Origin of the sequence: Streptomyces sp. NPDC029041, from assembly GCF_040637515.1 — a bacterium.
Lineage (GTDB): Bacteria > Actinomycetota > Actinomycetes > Streptomycetales > Streptomycetaceae > Streptomyces.
The window spans coordinates 225,316-242,417 of the sequence record NZ_JBEZWO010000004.1 but is presented as its reverse complement, the minus strand read 5'-3'; the positions used below and the strand labels follow the sequence as shown (position 1 = coordinate 242,417).

General features: G+C 69.4%; 16 protein-coding genes and 2 tRNA genes. 13 read left to right on the top strand and 5 right to left on the bottom strand.

Going from position 1 to position 17,102, the window contains the following annotated elements; translation table 11 throughout:
- The first annotated feature begins 184 nt into the window (after window positions 1–184).
- The 4 genes from AB0F04_RS11485 (at window position 185) to AB0F04_RS11470 (ending at window position 3,380) form a co-directional block, all read left to right on the top strand.
- Window positions 185–1,306: an SDR family oxidoreductase gene (locus AB0F04_RS11485; protein ID WP_362040142.1), complete on the top strand. Its 1,122-nt coding sequence runs from the start codon at window positions 185–187 to the stop codon at window positions 1,304–1,306.
- Between the two features lie 111 nt (window positions 1,307–1,417).
- Complete coding sequence (locus AB0F04_RS11480) at window positions 1,418–1,879, top strand: molybdenum cofactor biosynthesis protein MoaE (RefSeq protein ID WP_362040140.1); 462 nt, start codon at window positions 1,418–1,420, stop codon at window positions 1,877–1,879.
- A 142-nt stretch (window positions 1,880–2,021) separates the two neighbouring features.
- Window positions 2,022–2,186: a hypothetical protein gene (locus tag AB0F04_RS11475; RefSeq protein ID WP_199825688.1), complete on the top strand. Its 165-nt coding sequence runs from the start codon at window positions 2,022–2,024 to the stop codon at window positions 2,184–2,186.
- A 102-nt stretch (window positions 2,187–2,288) separates the two neighbouring features.
- Complete coding sequence (locus AB0F04_RS11470) at window positions 2,289–3,380, top strand: PDZ domain-containing protein (protein WP_362040138.1); 1,092 nt, start codon at window positions 2,289–2,291, stop codon at window positions 3,378–3,380.
- A gap of 53 nt (window positions 3,381–3,433) precedes the next feature.
- Here AB0F04_RS11470 and AB0F04_RS11465 read toward each other — a convergent pair whose 3' ends face one another.
- Window positions 3,434–3,976 (bottom strand): PPA1309 family protein, encoded by a 543-nt coding sequence (locus tag AB0F04_RS11465; RefSeq protein ID WP_352098330.1) that lies wholly within the window; start codon window positions 3,974–3,976, stop codon window positions 3,434–3,436.
- Window positions 3,977–4,140: 164 nt separating this feature from the next.
- Here AB0F04_RS11465 and AB0F04_RS11460 point away from each other — a divergent pair, with 164 nt between their 5' ends.
- From AB0F04_RS11460 to AB0F04_RS11445, 4 genes are all read left to right on the top strand, one after another.
- Window positions 4,141–7,080, top strand: coding sequence for a UPF0182 family protein (locus AB0F04_RS11460; protein ID WP_362040809.1), 2,940 nt, complete (start codon window positions 4,141–4,143; stop codon window positions 7,078–7,080).
- Window positions 7,081–7,137: 57 nt separating this feature from the next.
- A tRNA-Met gene (locus tag AB0F04_RS11455) sits at window positions 7,138–7,211 on the top strand.
- Between the two features lie 234 nt (window positions 7,212–7,445).
- Entirely contained in the window at window positions 7,446–9,269 is a 1,824-nt protein-coding gene (locus AB0F04_RS11450) for a tetratricopeptide repeat protein (protein ID WP_362040136.1), read from the top strand.
- Window positions 9,270–9,355: 86 nt separating this feature from the next.
- Window positions 9,356–9,429, top strand: a tRNA-Met gene (locus AB0F04_RS11445).
- A gap of 139 nt (window positions 9,430–9,568) precedes the next feature.
- Here AB0F04_RS11445 and AB0F04_RS11440 read toward each other — a convergent pair.
- The 4 genes from AB0F04_RS11440 to AB0F04_RS11425 form a co-directional block, all read right to left on the bottom strand.
- Window positions 9,569–9,985: a Fur family transcriptional regulator gene (locus AB0F04_RS11440; RefSeq protein ID WP_062928973.1), complete on the bottom strand. Its 417-nt coding sequence runs from the start codon at window positions 9,983–9,985 to the stop codon at window positions 9,569–9,571.
- A gap of 262 nt (window positions 9,986–10,247) precedes the next feature.
- On the bottom strand, window positions 10,248–10,640 hold the full coding sequence (locus tag AB0F04_RS11435) for a CBS domain-containing protein (RefSeq protein ID WP_362040134.1): 393 nt from the start codon (window positions 10,638–10,640) through the stop codon (window positions 10,248–10,250).
- Between the two features lie 380 nt (window positions 10,641–11,020).
- The gene (locus tag AB0F04_RS11430; RefSeq protein ID WP_362040132.1) at window positions 11,021–11,431 is read right to left on the bottom strand and encodes a hypothetical protein; all 411 of its coding nucleotides are present in this window, start codon (window positions 11,429–11,431) and stop codon (window positions 11,021–11,023) included.
- A 398-nt stretch (window positions 11,432–11,829) separates the two neighbouring features.
- Window positions 11,830–12,675, bottom strand: a complete 846-nt coding sequence (locus tag AB0F04_RS11425) for a sigma-70 region 4 domain-containing protein (protein ID WP_362040130.1) — start codon at window positions 12,673–12,675, stop codon at window positions 11,830–11,832.
- Window positions 12,676–13,129: 454 nt separating this feature from the next.
- Here AB0F04_RS11425 and AB0F04_RS11420 point away from each other — a divergent pair, with 454 nt between their 5' ends.
- From AB0F04_RS11420 to AB0F04_RS11400, 5 genes are all read left to right on the top strand, one after another.
- A complete protein-coding gene (locus AB0F04_RS11420; protein WP_362040128.1) occupies window positions 13,130–13,393 on the top strand; it encodes a DUF6284 family protein in 264 nt (87 codons plus the stop codon).
- Window positions 13,390–14,280 (top strand): DUF2637 domain-containing protein, encoded by an 891-nt coding sequence (locus AB0F04_RS11415; protein WP_362040126.1) that lies wholly within the window; start codon window positions 13,390–13,392, stop codon window positions 14,278–14,280. The genes AB0F04_RS11420 and AB0F04_RS11415 overlap by 4 nt, the downstream gene beginning before the upstream one ends.
- Window positions 14,280–14,651 carry an RRQRL motif-containing zinc-binding protein gene (locus AB0F04_RS11410; RefSeq protein ID WP_362040123.1) on the top strand — a complete coding sequence of 124 codons (372 nt, stop codon included), beginning with the start codon at window positions 14,280–14,282 and terminating at the stop codon, window positions 14,649–14,651. The genes AB0F04_RS11415 and AB0F04_RS11410 overlap by 1 nt, the downstream gene beginning before the upstream one ends.
- Entirely contained in the window at window positions 14,621–14,986 is a 366-nt protein-coding gene (locus tag AB0F04_RS11405; RefSeq protein ID WP_362040121.1) for a DUF6251 family protein, read from the top strand. Before AB0F04_RS11410 ends, AB0F04_RS11405 begins: the two co-directional genes overlap by 31 nt.
- Window positions 14,987–15,251: 265 nt before the next feature.
- Complete coding sequence (locus AB0F04_RS11400) at window positions 15,252–17,039, top strand: MarR family transcriptional regulator (protein WP_362040119.1); 1,788 nt, start codon at window positions 15,252–15,254, stop codon at window positions 17,037–17,039.
- The last annotated feature ends 63 nt before the right edge of the window (window positions 17,040–17,102 follow it).

Below are 17,102 nucleotides of genomic sequence, written 5' to 3'. Positions count from 1 at the left end.
TCGGCTGGTAGGGCCGCCGGTTCTTTCCGGCGGCACGGCTGCCCGACATCACCACCCAGCGTAGACACCCGGGGCGGATCGGGCCTCGGTGCTTCGCCGACTGACGGCCTGCGGCAGGATGGATGCCACCTGGTACGCACGCGTCGGACGCGCTCGTACTGAAGACAACCGCTGGAGACGCCCGGTGAGTTCCCCAGATCCGCAGGTTCGCGCAGCGCGAAACCAGTCAACCAGTTCCGCGAGTCCCGCCCCGCGCGGACCCGTCGTCGCGGTCACCGGTGCCGCGTACGGCGTCGGAGCCCTGCTCACGGAGCAGCTGGCCGCATCCGACGAGGTCAAGCAGGTCGTCGCCATCGACGAGCGGCGCGGCGAGTGTGCGGCGGCCCAGTGGCACATCCTGGACGTGCGGGACCCGGCCATCGCGGACAAGCTGCGCGGGACCGACGTGGTGGTGCACCTGGCGCTGGATCTCGACCTGGAGACCGACGCGGCCGCCCGAACGGCCTACAACGTACGGGGGACGCAGACCGTCCTGACGGCTGCCGCGGCCGCCGGAGTGCGCCGGGTCGTGCTGTGCACCTCGGCGATGGTCTACGGGGCGCTGCCCGACAACGAGCTGCCGCTGTCCGAGGACGCCGAGCTGCGCGCCACGGCCGAGGCGACGGGCGTGGGCGACCTGCTGGAGATCGAACGGCTGGCGCGGCGCGCGCCCAGGGCGCACCCCGGGCTCAATGTCACCGTGGTACGGCCGGCCGTGCTGGTCGGCGGCACCGACACCGCCCTGACCAGGTACTTCGAGTCGCCCCGGCTCCTCGTCGTGGCCGGGTCGCGGCCCGCGTGGCAGTTCTGCCACGTCGAGGACCTGGTCAGCGCGCTGGAGTACGCCGTTCTGGAGAAGGTCGACGGGGAACTGACCGTCGGCTGTGACGGCTGGCTGGAGCAGGAGGAGGTCGAGGAGCTCAGCGGGATCCGGCGGATGGAGCTGCCGTCGGCGGTCGCGCTGGGTGCGGCGGCCCGACTGCACCGCATCGGGCTCACGCCCTCCCCGGCCGGGGACCTGGCGTACACGATGTACCCCTGGGTGGTGAGCGGCAGCCGGCTGCACGACGCCGGGTGGCGGCCGCGGTACACCAACGAGGAGGTGCTGGCGGAACTCCTGGAGGAGGTCTCCGGCCGGCACACGGTCGCCGGACGGCGGCTGGGCCGCAAGGACGCGACGGCCGCGGGTGCCGCCGGAGCGACGGTGGCGCTGCTGGGTGCGGCGGCGGTGGTGCGACGGGCGCGGAAGGCCCGGCGGCGGATCTAGGAACGCCACGTCGCGGAAGGCCGCCCCTGTAGGAGGCTCCAAACGGGTACGCGCGCGTGCCGGTCGATGGCTCTATTCCGTGCTGTCGGTCGTGTGCGGCACGATGGGAACATGGCAACCACGAACGATCACCCCGATGAGCAGGCCGCGCAGGACCCGATCAAGCTGATCGGGATCCGGGACTCGGCCCTCTCTCTGGACGAGGTGTTCCTGGCCGTCGGGGACGACGCGGCCGGGGGCACCGCGCTCTTCGTGGGCACCGTGCGGAACCACGACGGGGGCGCCGACGTCGACGAGCTGGGGTATTCGTGCCACCCCAGCGCCGAGGCCGAGATGCGGCGCGTCGCGGAGAAGGTCACCGCAGAGTTCCCGGTGCGGGCCCTGGCGGCCGTGCACCGCGTGGGCGACCTGCGGGTCGGGGACCTCGCCGTGGTCGTCGCCGTCTCCTGCCCGCATCGCGGAGAGGCCTTCGAGGCGTGCCGGAAGCTGATCGACGACCTGAAGCACGAAGTGCCCATCTGGAAGCACCAGAAGTTCTCCGACGGCACCGAGGAGTGGGTCGGAGCCTGCTGAACCGGGCAGCCTTCCGGCAGCCCGCCGCTCCCGGAAACCGCTTCCGGTTGCGTAACCGCACCCCTGGCGTGAGCGTTGTCACTGCGGATCGTTAATCTGCTGATCAGTCAGTTGCGGATGCTCAAAGGGGTTGGAGGTCGGCATGGCGGCGCTCGCCTGGTTGCTGATTCCGCTTGTGGCTGCGATCGGCGCGGGGCTTTGGGGCAGTTGGGCCCACCGGACACGGAAGGTCCGCAACGACGGCCCGGAGCTCACCGGCTACATCCGCTTCCGCGAAGCCATGGAGAAGCCCCGCCCGGGTGCCTGAGGGCCGAGGAAACAGCAGGTCACAAGCGTTGCAGCGGGCAGGGCCGCCCCGGACGGGCGGCCCTGACGGTGCGCTGACAGGACCGTCCCGTACTGTCGACTCATGCCACGCCGCACCGCGACGATGCTCGCCTCCACCCTGATGCTGATCGCGCTCCTGTGCGCGGGAGTGTTCATCCCCGTGCCCTACTCGGAGATGTCCCCGGGGCCGACGGTGAACACGCTGGGCGATCACGACGGCGAGCCGGTGCTGCAGATCGCGGGCCGGAAAACCTATCCGACCAGTGGCCATCTGAACATGACGACGGTCCGGGTCACGAGCGCCGACTACCGGATGAACCTGGTCGAGGCCGTCTACGGCTGGCTCGCGCACGACAACAAGGTCGTGCCGCACGAGACGCTCTATCCGGACGGCAAGACCGAGGAGCAGTCCACCCAGGAGAACGCCGAGGAGTTCAGCCAGTCCCAGGAGAGCGCCAAGGTCGCCGCCCTGAAGCAGCTGGACGTTCCGGTGAAGTCCTGGGTGATCGTCTCCACGGTCGTCAAGAGGTCCCCCGCCGAGGGCAAGCTGCACGCGGGGGACGTGATCAAGGCCGTCGACGGTACGGCGGTGAAGGAGCCGGCCGACGTCGCGAAGCTCGTCACGAAGCACAAGCCGGGCCAGGAGGTCCGCTTCACGATCGTGCCGGCCAAGGAGCAGGCCGCCGCGGAGAAGGAGAAGCGGACGCCGACCAGGACGCAGAACATCAGCATGACCACCACGACGTCCGACGACACCGGTGAGAAGCGCGCCATCGTGGGGATCTCCGCCGGGACCGACCACACCTTCCCGTTCACCATCGACATCAAGCTCGCGGACGTCGGCGGGCCGAGCGCCGGGCTGATGTTCGCGCTCGGCATCTACGACAAGCTCACACCGGGCAGCCTGACCGGGGGCACGTTCGTGGCCGGCACCGGCACGATCGACGACACCGGCAAGGTCGGGCCGATCGGCGGCATCGAGATGAAGACCGTGGGCGCGCGGGCCAAGGGCGCGAAGTACTTCCTCACGCCCGCCGACAACTGCGCGGCCGCAGCCAAGGACACCCCCGACGGTCTCACCCTGATCAAGGTGGGCACCATCAAGGACGCCCTGGGAGCCCTGAAGGACATCCGCGGCGGCGACACCGCGGACCTGCCGAAGTGCGGTAAGTAGCCGGGACCGCGGGGCCCGGAAGACCGGGCCCCGCGGTCCGCTCCTCGGCGCCGCTATTCCTCGAACGTCGCCGCCAGCGCCTCCGCCAGCCCTGGGACCAGGTCGGAACCGGTCAGGACCTCGGTCGGGGAGTCCTTCTCGCGCAGCCGCAGGGCCGACTCACGCGTGCCGTCGCGCAGGACCGCGACCGTCATGCGGACCTCCTGGCGGTCCGGGTGGTCCGCCACCCACTTCGTGAGGGCGGCCTCGCTCAGACCCTGCGGAACCTGTGCCTCCGCGGACGGCGGCAGCATCAGGCGCTCCACGGCCAGAGCGCAGCCGACCACCGCGTCGGGCCAGGCGATGGTGGCGAGGAACTCGTCGAGCGGCTTGCCCGTTGGCACTTCGTCCTGCTCGATCGGGGTGAGGCCGGAGTTCTCCGACTCGTCCCCCAGACCGAGCCGGTCCGCAAGCGAGGGCTGTTCGGCCCGCAGCCGTGCGGTGTCGACGAGGGCGAAAAGGCGGGCTGACTGGTCCCAGCCGAGGCCGGAGACGTACTCGTCGATCTCGAGAACGGCCCGGGTGAGCGGGTTCGCAGCCATGGGAGTGTTGGACATGGTCACAATCCTGCCTCGTTCCCGGCCGGAATCGGGAACCGAGTAAACGGTGAGTAAGTTGCATAGGTGGGGGCCCCACGATCACGGGGGCCACGTACGGTCCGTGAAGACGCGGGCCTGACGAATCAACAGCGAACTTCGAGGTGCGCACCTTGGCTTTCCAGATGCCGGACCGCGGCGGAGGCCCGACAGGGCCGCGGATCAGAGTGGGCCGCCCGTCCCGGCGTGTCCGGACCCTGCTCATGACGCTGGGCGTCCTTGCCGTTCTCGGCATGGCGTTCACCATGTTCGCGGGCTTTTGGACGGACTGGCTCTGGTACCGCTCGGTGAACTACTCCTCGGTCTTCACCACCACCCTGTGGACCAAGATCGGGCTCTTCTTCGTCTTCGGCCTGCTCATGGCCCTGGCCGTCGGCTTCAACATCTGGCTGGCGCACCGGCTGCGGCCGCCGCTGAGCGCGATGTCGATGGAGCAGCAGAACCTCGACCGCTACCGGATGGGCATCGCGCCCTACAAGAAGTGGCTGCTGTTCGGGATCACCGCCCTTGTGGGCCTGATCGCCGGCGCCTCCGCATCCGGGCAGTGGCGGACGTGGCTGATGTGGGTCAACGGCGTGCCCTTCGGGCAGAAGGACCCCCAGTTCAAGCTGGACGTCTCCTTCTACGCCTTCGACCTGCCGTGGTACCGGTTCCTGCTCGGCTTCGGCTTCGCCGCGGCGATCCTTTCCGTGATCGCCGCAGCGCTCACGCACTACCTGTACGGCGGGCTGCGCGTCACCAGCCCCGGCGCCCGCGCCACGGCCGCGGCCACCGGGCACCTGTCGGTGCTCATCGGCATCTTCGTGGCCCTCAAGGCGGTCGCGTACTGGCTCGACCGGTACGGACTCGCGGTGAAGTCCAGCGACTTCAGGGCCACCGACAACTGGACGGGCCTCAGGTACGTCGACGCCAACGCCTACCTGCCGGCCAAGACGATCCTGTTCTGCATCGCCGTCATCTGCGCGCTGCTGTTCTTCGCCACCATCTGGCGGCGCACATGGCAGCTGCCCGTGATCGGCTTCGGCCTGATGGTGCTCTCCGCGATCCTCATCGGCGGCCTGTACCCGGCGATCGTGCAGAAGTTCCAGGTCCAGCCGAACGAGCAGGCCAAGGAAGCGCCGTACGTCGAGAAGAACCTCGAGGCCACGCGCAAGGCCTATGGCATCGACGGCACCAAGGTCACGGACTACTCGGGCACGAGCAAGACCGAGGACAAGACCACCCTGCGCGACGACGTCCCGTCCACGGCGAGCATCCGGATCATGGACCCGAACATCGTCTCGCCGACGTTCCAGCAACTCCAGCAGATCAGGAACTACTACGCGTTCCCGACCAACCTGGACGTCGACCGCTACGCCAAGGACGGCAAGGACCAGGACACGGTCATCGGGCTGCGTGAGCTGAACCTCGCGGGCATCCCGAAGAAGAACTGGATCAACAACCACTTCCGTTACACGCACGGGTACGGAGTGGTCGCAGCCGAGGGCACCAGCGCAGACGCCCAGGGCCGTCCGAACTTCACCGAGTCCGACCTGCCCTCCGAGGGCGACCTCGGCACGTACGAGCAGCGGGTCTACTACGGCGAGAAGACCACCACGTACTCGATCGTCGGCGGTCCCCAGAAGGAGATCGACTACTCCGACGACAACGGCGAGAAGACCACCAGCTACAAGGGCGACAGCGGGGTCAACCTCTCCAACCCGGTCAACCGGGCCGCGTACGCGGTGGCGTTCGGAGAGCCGCAGATCCTGTACTCCGGGGCCATCGGCGACGGTTCGCGGATTCTGTACAACCGCACGCCCAAGGAGCGCGTCGAGGCGGTCGCCCCCTGGCTGACCATCGACGGCGACGCCTATCCGGCGGTCGTGGACGGCCGGATCCAGTGGATCGTCGACGCGTACACGACGACGAACGGCTACCCGTACTCCTCGCGTACGACCCTCGGTGACACCACGGCGGACTCGCTGACCGCCACCAACGACAACCGCGCGGTGGTGGCCCAGCAGAACCAGGTCAACTACATCCGCAACTCGGTGAAGGCGACCGTCGACGCGTACACCGGCAAGGTCAAGCTCTACCAGTGGGACACCAAGGACCCGGTCCTGAAGACCTGGATGAAGGCCTTCCCCGACACGGTGGAGCCGAAGACCGACATCTCCAAGTCCCTTATGGACCACCTGCGCTACCCCCAGGACCTGTTCAAGGTCCAGCGGGAGCTGCTCACGCGCTACCACGTGAAGGACGCCACGACGTTCCTCAGCGGCAGCGAGGTGTGGCAGGTGCCGGACGACCCGACGAACCGGTCGGGCAGCGCGGTGCCGCCGTACTACCTGAGCATGAAGATGCCCGACCAGAAGGAACAGGCGTTCTCGCTGACGACGACCTTCACGCCCAACGGCCGGGACAACCTAAGTGCGTTCATGGCGGTCGACGCCGAGGCGGACACCAGTGACTACGGCAAGATCAGAATCCTGAAACTGCCGACCAACACCACGGTCAACGGACCCAAACAGGTCCAGAGCCAGTTCAACTCGCAAGAGGACATCGCCGAGTCCATCAGGCTCCTGAGGGGCGGCGACTCCGAAGTGGAGTACGGCAACCTGCTGACGGTGCCGCTCGACGGAGGACTGCTCTACGTGGAGCCGGTCTATGTACGCGGTGGTGGACTGAAGTACCCCCTGCTGCGCAAGGTGCTGGTCACCTACGGAGGCCAGACCGCCTTCGAGAACACCCTCGACGAGGCCCTCAACAAGGTCTTCGGAGCGGACGGCACGACCACCGAGCCACCGGACGAGGGGGACACGACGCCACCACCGCCGACGTCCGACAACCCGACGGTCCAAGAGGCCCTGCAGGATGCCCAGAAGGCCTTCGACGCGGGCCAGGAGGCCCTGAAGAAGAACGACTGGGAGGCGTACGGCAAGGCGCAGAAGGACCTTGAGGACGCCCTGCGGCGGGCCGAGGACGCACAGTCCGAGGCGAGCCGGGCGGGCGGCTCCGGGGGCGGCGAGAGCAAGCCCGGCGACAAGCCGAGCGGCAGTCCGAGTCCGAAGCCGAGCAGCTAGCGCCCTGGCCTGGTCAAACGCCCATCCCGCGCCGTGATACGGTTGTGAACACAACGGCGCGGGGTGGAGCAGCTCGGTAGCTCGCTGGGCTCATAACCCAGAGGTCGCAGGTTCAAATCCTGTCCCCGCTACTGAAGTCGCGATGTCCGAGTGACGGAGCGGCACCGAAGGCCCGGATTCCACAAAGGAATCCGGGCCTTCGTGATGTGTGAACGCATGTGCTGGCGTCATCTGCGGCCGCGCCGCCGAGGGGAGTTGGCCGATCTGTGTTTGACTTGTCTCTCTGTGGGCATGTCGACAAAACGCTGAAGTGACCTCACTGGCTGCGGTATACCAGGTGTACCCAGGTTGCAGGTGGTGCGACGATGGACGTTATGGGGGACAAGGCAACTCTGTTCGAGACAGGGCGTTTTGTGCAGCCTTCCAGCCGGGAGGACACCGAGACCCCGGACGAGACCGGGGAGATCGCCGACGAGGCGGCCGAGGAGCTGCGTCAGCGGCTCGCAGCCGAGGCCGGCGACGTCGAGGCGATGAGTGTCCTCGGGGCCATGCTGTTGCGCCGTGGCGATCTCGACGGTGCCGAGCCTCATCTGCGTGCCGCCACCGCCGCCGGCGACCGGGCGGCCGCCAACAACCTGGGAGTCCTCCTGCACCAGCGGGGGTACGCCGACGAGGCCGCCGGGTGGTGGCGGATCGCCGCCGTCGCCGGATCCACGGCGGCGGCGCACGCCCTCGGGCGGCACCACCGCGAGCGCGGTGACGAGCCCGCCGCCGAGTACTGGCTGCGCCAGTCCGCCGAGCAGGGCCACACGCTGGGCGCGTACGCGCTCGCCGATCTGCTGGAGCACCGCGGCGATGCCGGGGCCGAGCAGTGGATGCGGGTCGCGGCCGAGCGCGGGCACCGGGAGGCGGCGTACCGGCTGGCGCGGGCGCTGGACCGCAAGGCGGCGCCGGAAGCCGACGGCGGCGACGATGTCCGGGCGTCCGAGGAGGCCGAGCAGTGGTACCGGCAGGCCGCCGCGCGCGGCCACCGGCGGGCCGCGCTGCACCTCGGGACGATCCTGGAGAGGCGGGGCGAGCTCAAGGAGGCCGGACGCTGGTACCTGACCTCCGCCAAGGACGGGGAGGCGCGCGCCGCCTGTGCGCTCGGCTTCCTGCTGCGCGACGCGGGCGACACCGAGAACGCCGCCGTGTGGTGGCTGCGGGCCGCCCAGGACGGTGACGGCAATGCGGCGAACGCGCTGGGGGCGCTGCACGCCGAGCGGGGCGAGACCCAGACCGCCGAGCGGTGGTACCGGGCCGCGATGGACGCGGGTGACGTGAACGGCGCGTACAACCTCGGTCTGCTCTGCGCCGAGCAGGGGCGCACCCCGCAGGCCGAGCAGTGGTACCGGCGCGCGGCCTACGCCGGGCACCGGGAGGCGGCGAACGCGCTGGCGATCCTGCTGCTGAGGGGCGGTGACGAGACGGGTGCGGAGCCGTGGTTCTCCAAGGCCGCCGAGGCCGGGAGCGTCGACGCCGCCTTCAACCTCGGCATCCTGCACGCCGGCCGTGGCGAGGAGCAGGCCGCGTTGCGCTGGTACGAGCGTGCCGCCGCCGCCGGCCACACCGAGGCGGCGCTCCAGGTCGGCATGGCGCGGCTGCGGGACGGCGACGAGCAGGAGGCCGAGCGGCACCTGCGGTGTGCGGCCGGGGGCGGGAGCTCCGAGGCCGCGTACCGGCTGGCGACCGTGCTCGACGCCCGGCGGCCGCCGGAGCCCGCGCACGAGCTCGGGGAGCCGGTGCACCGGCGGAGCGAATGCGAGGAGTGGTACGAGCGGGCGGCCTCCCAGGGGCACCGGCGGGCGCAGGTGCGCGTCGGCATGCTCGCGGCGGCCCGGGGCGATGTCGTCGAGGCGGCTCGGTGGTACCGGGAGGCGGCCGAGGCCGGGTCCCGCAACGGCGCCTTCAATCTGGGGCTGCTGCTCGCCCGGGAGGGGAGCGAGCCCGAAGCGGCGGTGTGGTGGACGCGGGCCGCTGACGCCGGGCACGGGCGGGCGGCGTTGCGGCTGGCCTTGGTCTACGCGCGTCGGGGTGAGCTGGCGGAAGGCCAGCGCTGGGCCGACCGGGCCGTGTCCCTGGGGCCCGCGTCCGTCACCGAGAGGGCGGAGAGGCTGCGGGATGCGCTGCGGCAGGAGCTGTCGGCCTGAGACGCCCCTGCCCGGGCCGGGTGCGGCACGGCCGGGCAATGGATTTGCGTCCGTCCTCTGCGGTGACGTAACGTTGCATTCACCGACGCGGGGTGGAGCAGCTCGGTAGCTCGCTGGGCTCATAACCCAGAGGTCGCAGGTTCAAATCCTGTCCCCGCTACTGAAGGCCGAGGGCCGGAATCCGAAAGGGTTCCGGCTCTTGGTGTATGGGCGCCCGTGGTGCGCGTCCGTGCGGTGGAGCAGCAGAGAGCCCCGGCACTCATCGGTGCCGGGGCTCTCGTGTTCCGTGCGGGGGAGGGCTAGGCGGCGGCGCAGTTCGGACAGACGCCGCGGTACGTCACCTCGACGTCCGAGACCGTGAAGCCGAAGCGTTCGGTGTCGGGGAGGTCCGCCAGCGGGTTGCCGGTGGGGTGGACGTCGCGGATCGCGCCGCACTGGGCACAGACCAGGTGGTGGTGCGGCTGGTGGGCATTCGGGTCGTACCGCTTGGCACGCTGGTCCGTGGAGACCTCGAGCACCTCGCCGAGGGTCACCAGCTCGCCCAGCGTGTTGTAGACGGTCGCACGGGAGATCTCGGGCAGCTTGGCGACGGCCCGTGCATGGACCTCGTCGGCCGTCAGATGGACGTGTTCGCCGTCGAGGACCTCAGCCACGACACGCCGCTGCGCGGTCATCCGCCATCCGCGTCCGCGCAGCCGTTCCAGAAGGTCACTCATAGCCACCAGCCTAGCAGCAAAAGAGACCAGGTCCCGAACAGGTGTGAGTTTAGATCAGAACTCGTCTTAGACATTGTCTATCGATTGTCTCTCGCGGGACGAGAGTGATCGCGAGGTCGCGGCTGTCGGCGGCCCGGTGCACGTGCGGGACCGCTCCTGTGGGAGCTTCTCGGCGGACGGGCCGGGTCCTCTCATGCGGGCCCGGCCCGCCCGTGTCGTCATGCCGGCACCCGCTGTCGTGCGGTGCCCGGCAGCAGGGTCGCTATGCCGGCACCCGCTGTCGTGCCGGTGCCCAGCAGCGGATGATGTCGCGGACCGAGACGATGCCGGCGGGTTCGCCGCCGTCCAGCACGATGAGATGCCGGAAGCCGCCGTGTGCCATTGCGGACGCCGCCTCCTCCAGGGTCCAGGCCGGGGCGGCGAACACGACGTTGTTGGTGGTGTGGGCGTGCGCGCGCTCCGTGTCCGGGTCCTGGCCGAGGCCCACGGAGTTGAGGATGTCGCGTTCGGTGAGGATGCCGATGCCGCCGGCGTCGGGGTCGTGGACCACCGCCGCCCCCACCTTGCGCGCGGACATCAGCGATGCGGCCTGGCGCAGGGTGTGGTTCGGGCCGATCGTGAGGACGACGGTGCTCATGGCGTCACGGACGAGCATGGATGGAGCCACCTCCTGGGAGTCTCCCCACCGTTCGTTCAGAATTTCACAAATTCACAAGTGGGGGGACCCTCAGAGTGGCAGGTAAAGGGAGGGTCAACAAGGGGGCGCTCGGTAACAACGGGGGGCTTAGTAGCGCTGGTACTGATCAACAACTTTGGCGGGCTGCGGAGTTGCTCCGCAGCCCGCCAAATACCTGCGCGTTTGCTGTCGTTGCTTGTCGTTGTTGGCCGTCCTCGGCCACCCTTGGACGGCCCACAGACGGCCCGGCTGTGGGTGTGCGACCTGGGGCAATGCTCGATCCATGAGCCTTCTGGGCCCCGCCGCTCATGCTCGCTGGCCCCGCCAGCGGACGCCCTCTGTCCGTATTGGCTCTCCGGTCACCACCGGCAGTAGGCCACGGTCGCATCGTCCCCAGACTTGTAGCGCGGCCATCGGAGCCCAGAGGGGTCTGTGGCCTCGACCTTGCGTACGGCTTCAATCAGCTCACGTGGCCCACCAGACAGAAGCGTGGCGAAGACGTCAGACCAGGTCGCCATGCCGTACTCCGTGACGAGCCTCGATACACCATCCGACAGGACGGCAGCGGAGTGGACATCTCGCGTTCGGGTCGTGCCGGTAACGGCGTGTTGTGCCGCTTCTGGGCTGGCTGCGGCCACCCAGTAACCTTCTGGAGTGTTGCGCACCTGCCGCTGAGCCAGCACAAGACGTTGCAGCGCCTCCCTGTGCGCCGAGGTATGCGTTTCGTGGCGCTCAACCTCAGCTCGCAGTTCCGGCAGCACTTCGTCCACCCGAAGGTCACTAATGACGGTGTGACCCTCGGCGCCTTCGAGAACGATGGGCGAATCAGCTAGGACCAGATGGTCAAGGACTCCGTGTCGCTGCCGCAGGATCGCAACCGTGGCTGATGGCGTCCCGGGGTTCCCAAGGTCACATTCGGGGTGCGCCGCCGCAACGCGTTCGAGAGCGTCCGCCAGGCCGTCGGCGAGTGGCCGGTCAAGATCTGCCAGAGCAGCCACAAGATGCCCCCCGAGGTGGGCGACGTACCACGGGACGCCGTGACGGCATCCCGTGGACAACCCAGCAGTGCTCAACCCGTCCAGCACTACGGCGAGCGTTGAAGTGCCGGCCACCCAATCTTCGTTTGGGTTGGCCCCTCCACCTTGCGTTTCCACACAGACGCGCATGATCAGCTTTCGTGTCGGTACAGCGGGGTGACTCGACGGCTCTCCAGCACTTCCAGCGTCTCGGGGTCGTAGCGACACGAGATCAGCGTCGAGAAGCGTCGAGTGCGAACCTCGCGGTACAGCTCTGCCAAGTGGTGCTCCAAGTAGTGCACGACTCCGTTCGCCCCTATGGCGTGGATACCGGCGATGTACAAAAACGTCCCACGGCCATCCAGGCGCGGGAGCCGTCCGAGGTAGCCGAAGTCGCTTGCCGAGCCGTCCTCATCCATCGGGGACCGATACGTCTCGCCTGTCTTCTGGTCCATCAGGTGCCAGGCACGGTCCTTCTCAAACCGCAGGTTGTGGTCCCCCTCCAACACTTGGGCGACGATGGGGGACAGTCGCGGACCGCAGATGACCACGTGGTTGTCACGGTTGAGGTTGACGATGCCGCTGGGTGGGATCACCTCGTACTGAGCCTCAAGCTTCATCCCTCCGAGAAGCCTGCGCAGATGCTCAAAGTTGTCGAGGTCTTCCCGCACTACGACCGCACTCGGGTTCTGGTCGGGCTCTTTGCCTGCCTCGGTCTTTCCGCCGAGCGACACGGTGACCAGGTCTGTGCCAAAAAACGCCCGCTCGGGGGGTGGCCCGGCAGACGCCAGTTGTCCCACTCGACCCCGGCTCACGCCAAGGACCTTGGCGATCTCAGCTTGTGTCATGCCTGACGCTTGCGCCTCTTCGATGGCCTCTCGGCGAATGCGGGACAGCTCCAGCACCCAGGCCTGATAGGTCGCCATCAGGTCAATCGCGGCCTTGGCTCGCTCGACCGGGACCGCAATGTCAGCGACCCGCTTCATGTCGTCGTGCACGACTCTCCAATCGTTCGCCTAGGGGGGCTAACGAACTGTATCGCGAGAGGGGGTTGCGCGCAGCCTTGGGTTTGCTTACGGTACCTATCAAGCGGTTCGGCAAGCCCCCCTAAGCATCAGCGAAGGGAGAGCTTGCATTGGTTTGACCTGCATGAATGCGCCTGGAGGAAAGCCCGCGGGGGTGAGTACGAAGGAAGCGCAGGTTCCTTGACAACTGAATGGGGATCACGCCGCCTCTCCTCGGCCAAGTAGGCGGCCGCACGGACCCCCGTGTGAGGTACAGCGCGACTCAATCTCCGCAGCACCGCTGCGGCCGGTTGCCTCCGCTGCTCGTCTCGTACGAGCAGCGCTGAGGGGAGCCGGATGTTCCGACTTCAACGGCGCGCACCCCCCGGAGTTGCAGCTCCGAGGGGTGCTGTTCGGGCCGTTTCACCTGCTTGGGAGACCACGACCCATGAACCACATCGTCACTGTTCAGGACGCTGTTACCGGTTTCGAGCCGTGGGTGGAGCCCACGGACGCGGAGCTGGACGCCATCGACGCGGAGATGCCCGTCATCCGCGCGGAGGTGGAGTTGCTGGACGCGCAGATCATCGTCATTGACCGCACGCCGTGCGAGCTGGACGAGCGGCGCATCCGCCGGGCCCGCCGGCGCGTGCTCGCCGCGCACCGCGAGTACGTCAACGGCCTGTCTGGCCAGGCGGACGGTGCCGCATGAACCTGCACCGCAAGGGGCGCACCGCCCTCGTGCTTGCGCTGGTCATCGTGGTCGCGATGGCCTTCCGGGTGTCCTGGAACGCGCTGCGCGACATCGCGGGCGCCATCGGCGCCGACGACACGGCCGCGACGCTCTACCCGTTCGTCGTCGATGGCCTCATGGCCCTGGCCCTGATCGCGACGCTCGTGCTCGCCGGACGGGACCGGACATTCGCGCTACGGGTGCTGGCCGGGTACACCGTCGCCTCGCTCGTCCTGAACTACGTGCACGGCCTGGTCCCGGAGCTCCACGGCCGGTCGGTCGACTGGGGTCGACTGGCCGACTGGGACCCTGCGAACTGGGCCCTCGTGCTGCTCGCCACGTCGCTGCCGGTCGGGTCGATCTACTTCGGCTCCGACCTCGTGGCGAAGGTGCTGCACCATCGCCCCGCCCCGATCACGTCCCCGACCGCGAATGCGGAGGAATCGACCAATATCGACAGGAATCGGTCTAGTTTTGACCTCGCGGTATCGACCCCGGCGCCGATCACGCCGAACGTCACGGCGCTGCCCCGAGCGGTGGCCGTCGGCTTCCTGAAGTCGAACATCCCGGCCAAGCCGGTCGGGGCCATCGAGCAGCCGACCTCGGCGCCGATCGAGCGGCGTGCGGTGGCTGCTGAGTCGACCCGACCGCGTCGGGCCACGGGCCGCGTGCCCGAGGTTGCCCGCACGCCGCGCCCGAAGCGCAGCCCGGACGAGTTGCTCGACGAGGCACGGAAGGTCACGGCCGATTGGCCGGACACCAGGCTGACCGCTGAGGGCATCCGCCGTGAGGTCCGCACGTCCCCGGCGAACGCCCGCACCCTGCGTGACACCCTGCGTGCCGAACGCGGCGTTCAGGTCGCCTGATGGCGGCCCTGCCGGTCTACCGGTGGCGCATGGCACCGGATGGCTACGCGACCTACCGCCAACTGCGCGCCCTGGGCCTGCGGCCGGGTGGTCAGGAGGTGGCGGCGCAGCTCGAACGGCCGCGCCGTCGGCGCGGCCCGCTGGTCGCCTACCTCTACCGCATCGACCGCGCCAAGCCGGTGCGGCCGATGACCCCGGCTCGCCGGGCGGCTCTGGCCAAGGCCAACACCGCCCGCCGTATCTGCCCCGAGTGCCGTCGTGACGCGGGATACGTCATCCCGCCGTCGCTCGGCATGTGTTCGACCTGCGCTTTCCCCGACAACGCCCCGGAGGGTGCGTCATGGAACAGCTCCCCGCACACCGCCCGATGACGGTCGTTCAGCTCCCGGACGGCAGCCATGTCTACGCAGACCCCGCCGCCTTGCCCGCACAGCAGCCTGCCGGGCCGCAGGTGGTGCACATCCACCAGGCGCCGCCGGACCGCACGGTGCAGCGCGTCGCGCTCGGCTCCGGGGTCGGTGCCGGTGCGGTCGCGGCCGGCGTCTACTTCGGCCCGCTGCTCGTCGGCGCCCTCACGGCCATCGCCGCGAATCTCGCGATGCTCGCGTTCATCGCGCTCGTGCTCGGCTGGGCCGTCGTCACCGTGGTCCGAGCGGTGGGCGACGGTGGCAAGGGCACCGGCAAGCGCGGCCGGAAGGGCCGCTGAACCACCCCAAGGCCGTAGGAGGCCCGCAGAGCGCCTGAGGGGCCTTCTGGGTGGGGTTTGACCCCCGGAAGACTGTTCGGCCGCCACAACCCCCGTAGCGACGCAGGGTGACGGAAGTTTCCGTCCTCGCGCGCACGCGCGTAGGGGCCGCCTCGGAAACCAGGAAACCGGAAACCTGCTCACTCCGCGTAACCCGCGCGTGTGGTGACGGGCCGTCGCAGGGCCCGTCACCACCGACCCACTCATCCCTGAGAAGAGGACACTCGTGAGTCACGGACAAGTCTGGCGGACGCATCGCCAGTACGCAGCCACCGCCGCCCGCTGGACGGCCGATCACTGGCGCAAGGAAGCCGAGCGCCGCCGCGCCCTGCGCGCCGAACGCAAGCCCCTCGTGCGCGACGCCCGACGTGCGCTCGCCACCGCCCGCGCCATCGACCCCGAGGGCGTCACCCCCCTGCGCCACCGCGCAGAGCGCGAGTTGCGCACGGCCAAGCGGCGCGTGCCTGACCCGATGTGGCTGTTCGCCACCAAGACCGCCACCGCACTCGGGGTCGCCGGATACGTGTGGCTGCCGCAAGTCTCCGCCCGAGCCTGGGTGTGGTCGGCCATCGCCGTCGTCGCCGCTGTCACCGCCCTGTCGGTGTGGATCGCGGTGCGCGATCGCGACACCACCGGCCTGAAGCCCACCGCTGAAGAGTCGGCGCTGCTGAAGCGCCTTCAGCCGCAGCACTGGAAGGAACACGCCGAACAGCGCGGCCTCGCCGGGACACTGACCGGCCGACCGAAGCTGACCGACGCGGGCATCGTGTGCGCCGTCCGCCTCGACGGCACATGGACGGCGACCAAGCTGCGCGGCGCCGAGGATCACATCCGGGCCCTGCTCGGGGCCCGCACGAGCCTGCGCATGCAGGTCAAGGCGGGCAAGCAAGGCGGCTGGGCCGAACTCACCTTGCGCACTCGCAGCGCGGCCGACGGCGACGACCTGACCTGGACGCCCGAGCGGCGCTCCCTCGGCATCGACACCGTCACCGGAGAGCAGGTGAGCGTGCCGCTCGGGGAACGGCTGCTCATCGCCGGACGCTCCGGCGCCGGTAAGTCGGTGGCGTCCCGGCCGCTGCTGTTCGACGCGTCCGAGGGCGCGACGAACGCGCTCGTCATCATCGACCTGAAGCGGGTGGAAGGCCGGTTGTGGGACCACCGGGCCCGCGTCGCCTCCACCCCGCGCGAGGTCATCGACGTGGTCGACGAGCTGGAGACGGAGATGCTGGAGCGGCTCAGCATCCTGCCCAAGGGACAGGACACCTGGACCCCCACGCCCGACCGGCCGCGCATCACGGTCGTCGTCGACGAGGGCGCCGAGGTGATGACCGCCGCCGACAAGGTCCCGTGCGAGACCGAGGCCGCAGAGGGCAAGACCCGCACCGTCAACCGCTCCGCCCTGCCGGGCCTGGAGTCCATCGCCCGCATGGGCCGCGCGGCGTGCATCGACCTGTGGTGGATGACGCAGAAGCCCAGCATCAACGACGGCATCCCCAAGCAGATCGCCCCGCAGATCGGCGTCTCCATCTGCCTGGCCGTGCGCACGCCGGCCGAAGCGCGCGTGGTCCTCGGTGAGGACGCTCAAGCCAAGGGCTGGAACGCCGACGAACTCCCCGTCCCTGGTGTGGCGCTGATCCGCGACGGCAAGCGCAAGCCCGACCCCGTCAAGGTCCGCTACATGGACAAGGCCGTCGTCATCGCCCTGCCCGACCGCACCCCGTGGTCCCGCAGCGCGGCACCCACGGTGGAAGCCGCGGGCGCCCCCACGCTCTCCCTCGTCACGAACACCGCGACCGAGGCGGCGCCCGCCGTGGACGGTGCCGCCGCCCGCGTGCTCAAGGCCATCGAGACTGCCGATGAGCCGGTCCGGCAGAAGGACTTGGTGACGCTGGCGGGCCTGTCCAAGGGCGCCGTGTCCAAGGCCGTGAAGGCCCTCACGAGCGGCGGCGCCGTCGTCCGCACTCCGGACGGCTGCCTGACCGCGACGCGCGGCGACGAGTCCGCCGCCGCCTGACCGACCACACGACGACGGCGGCCCCCTTCCGCCAAGAACCGGGGCCGCCGCCTTCCATCAGAC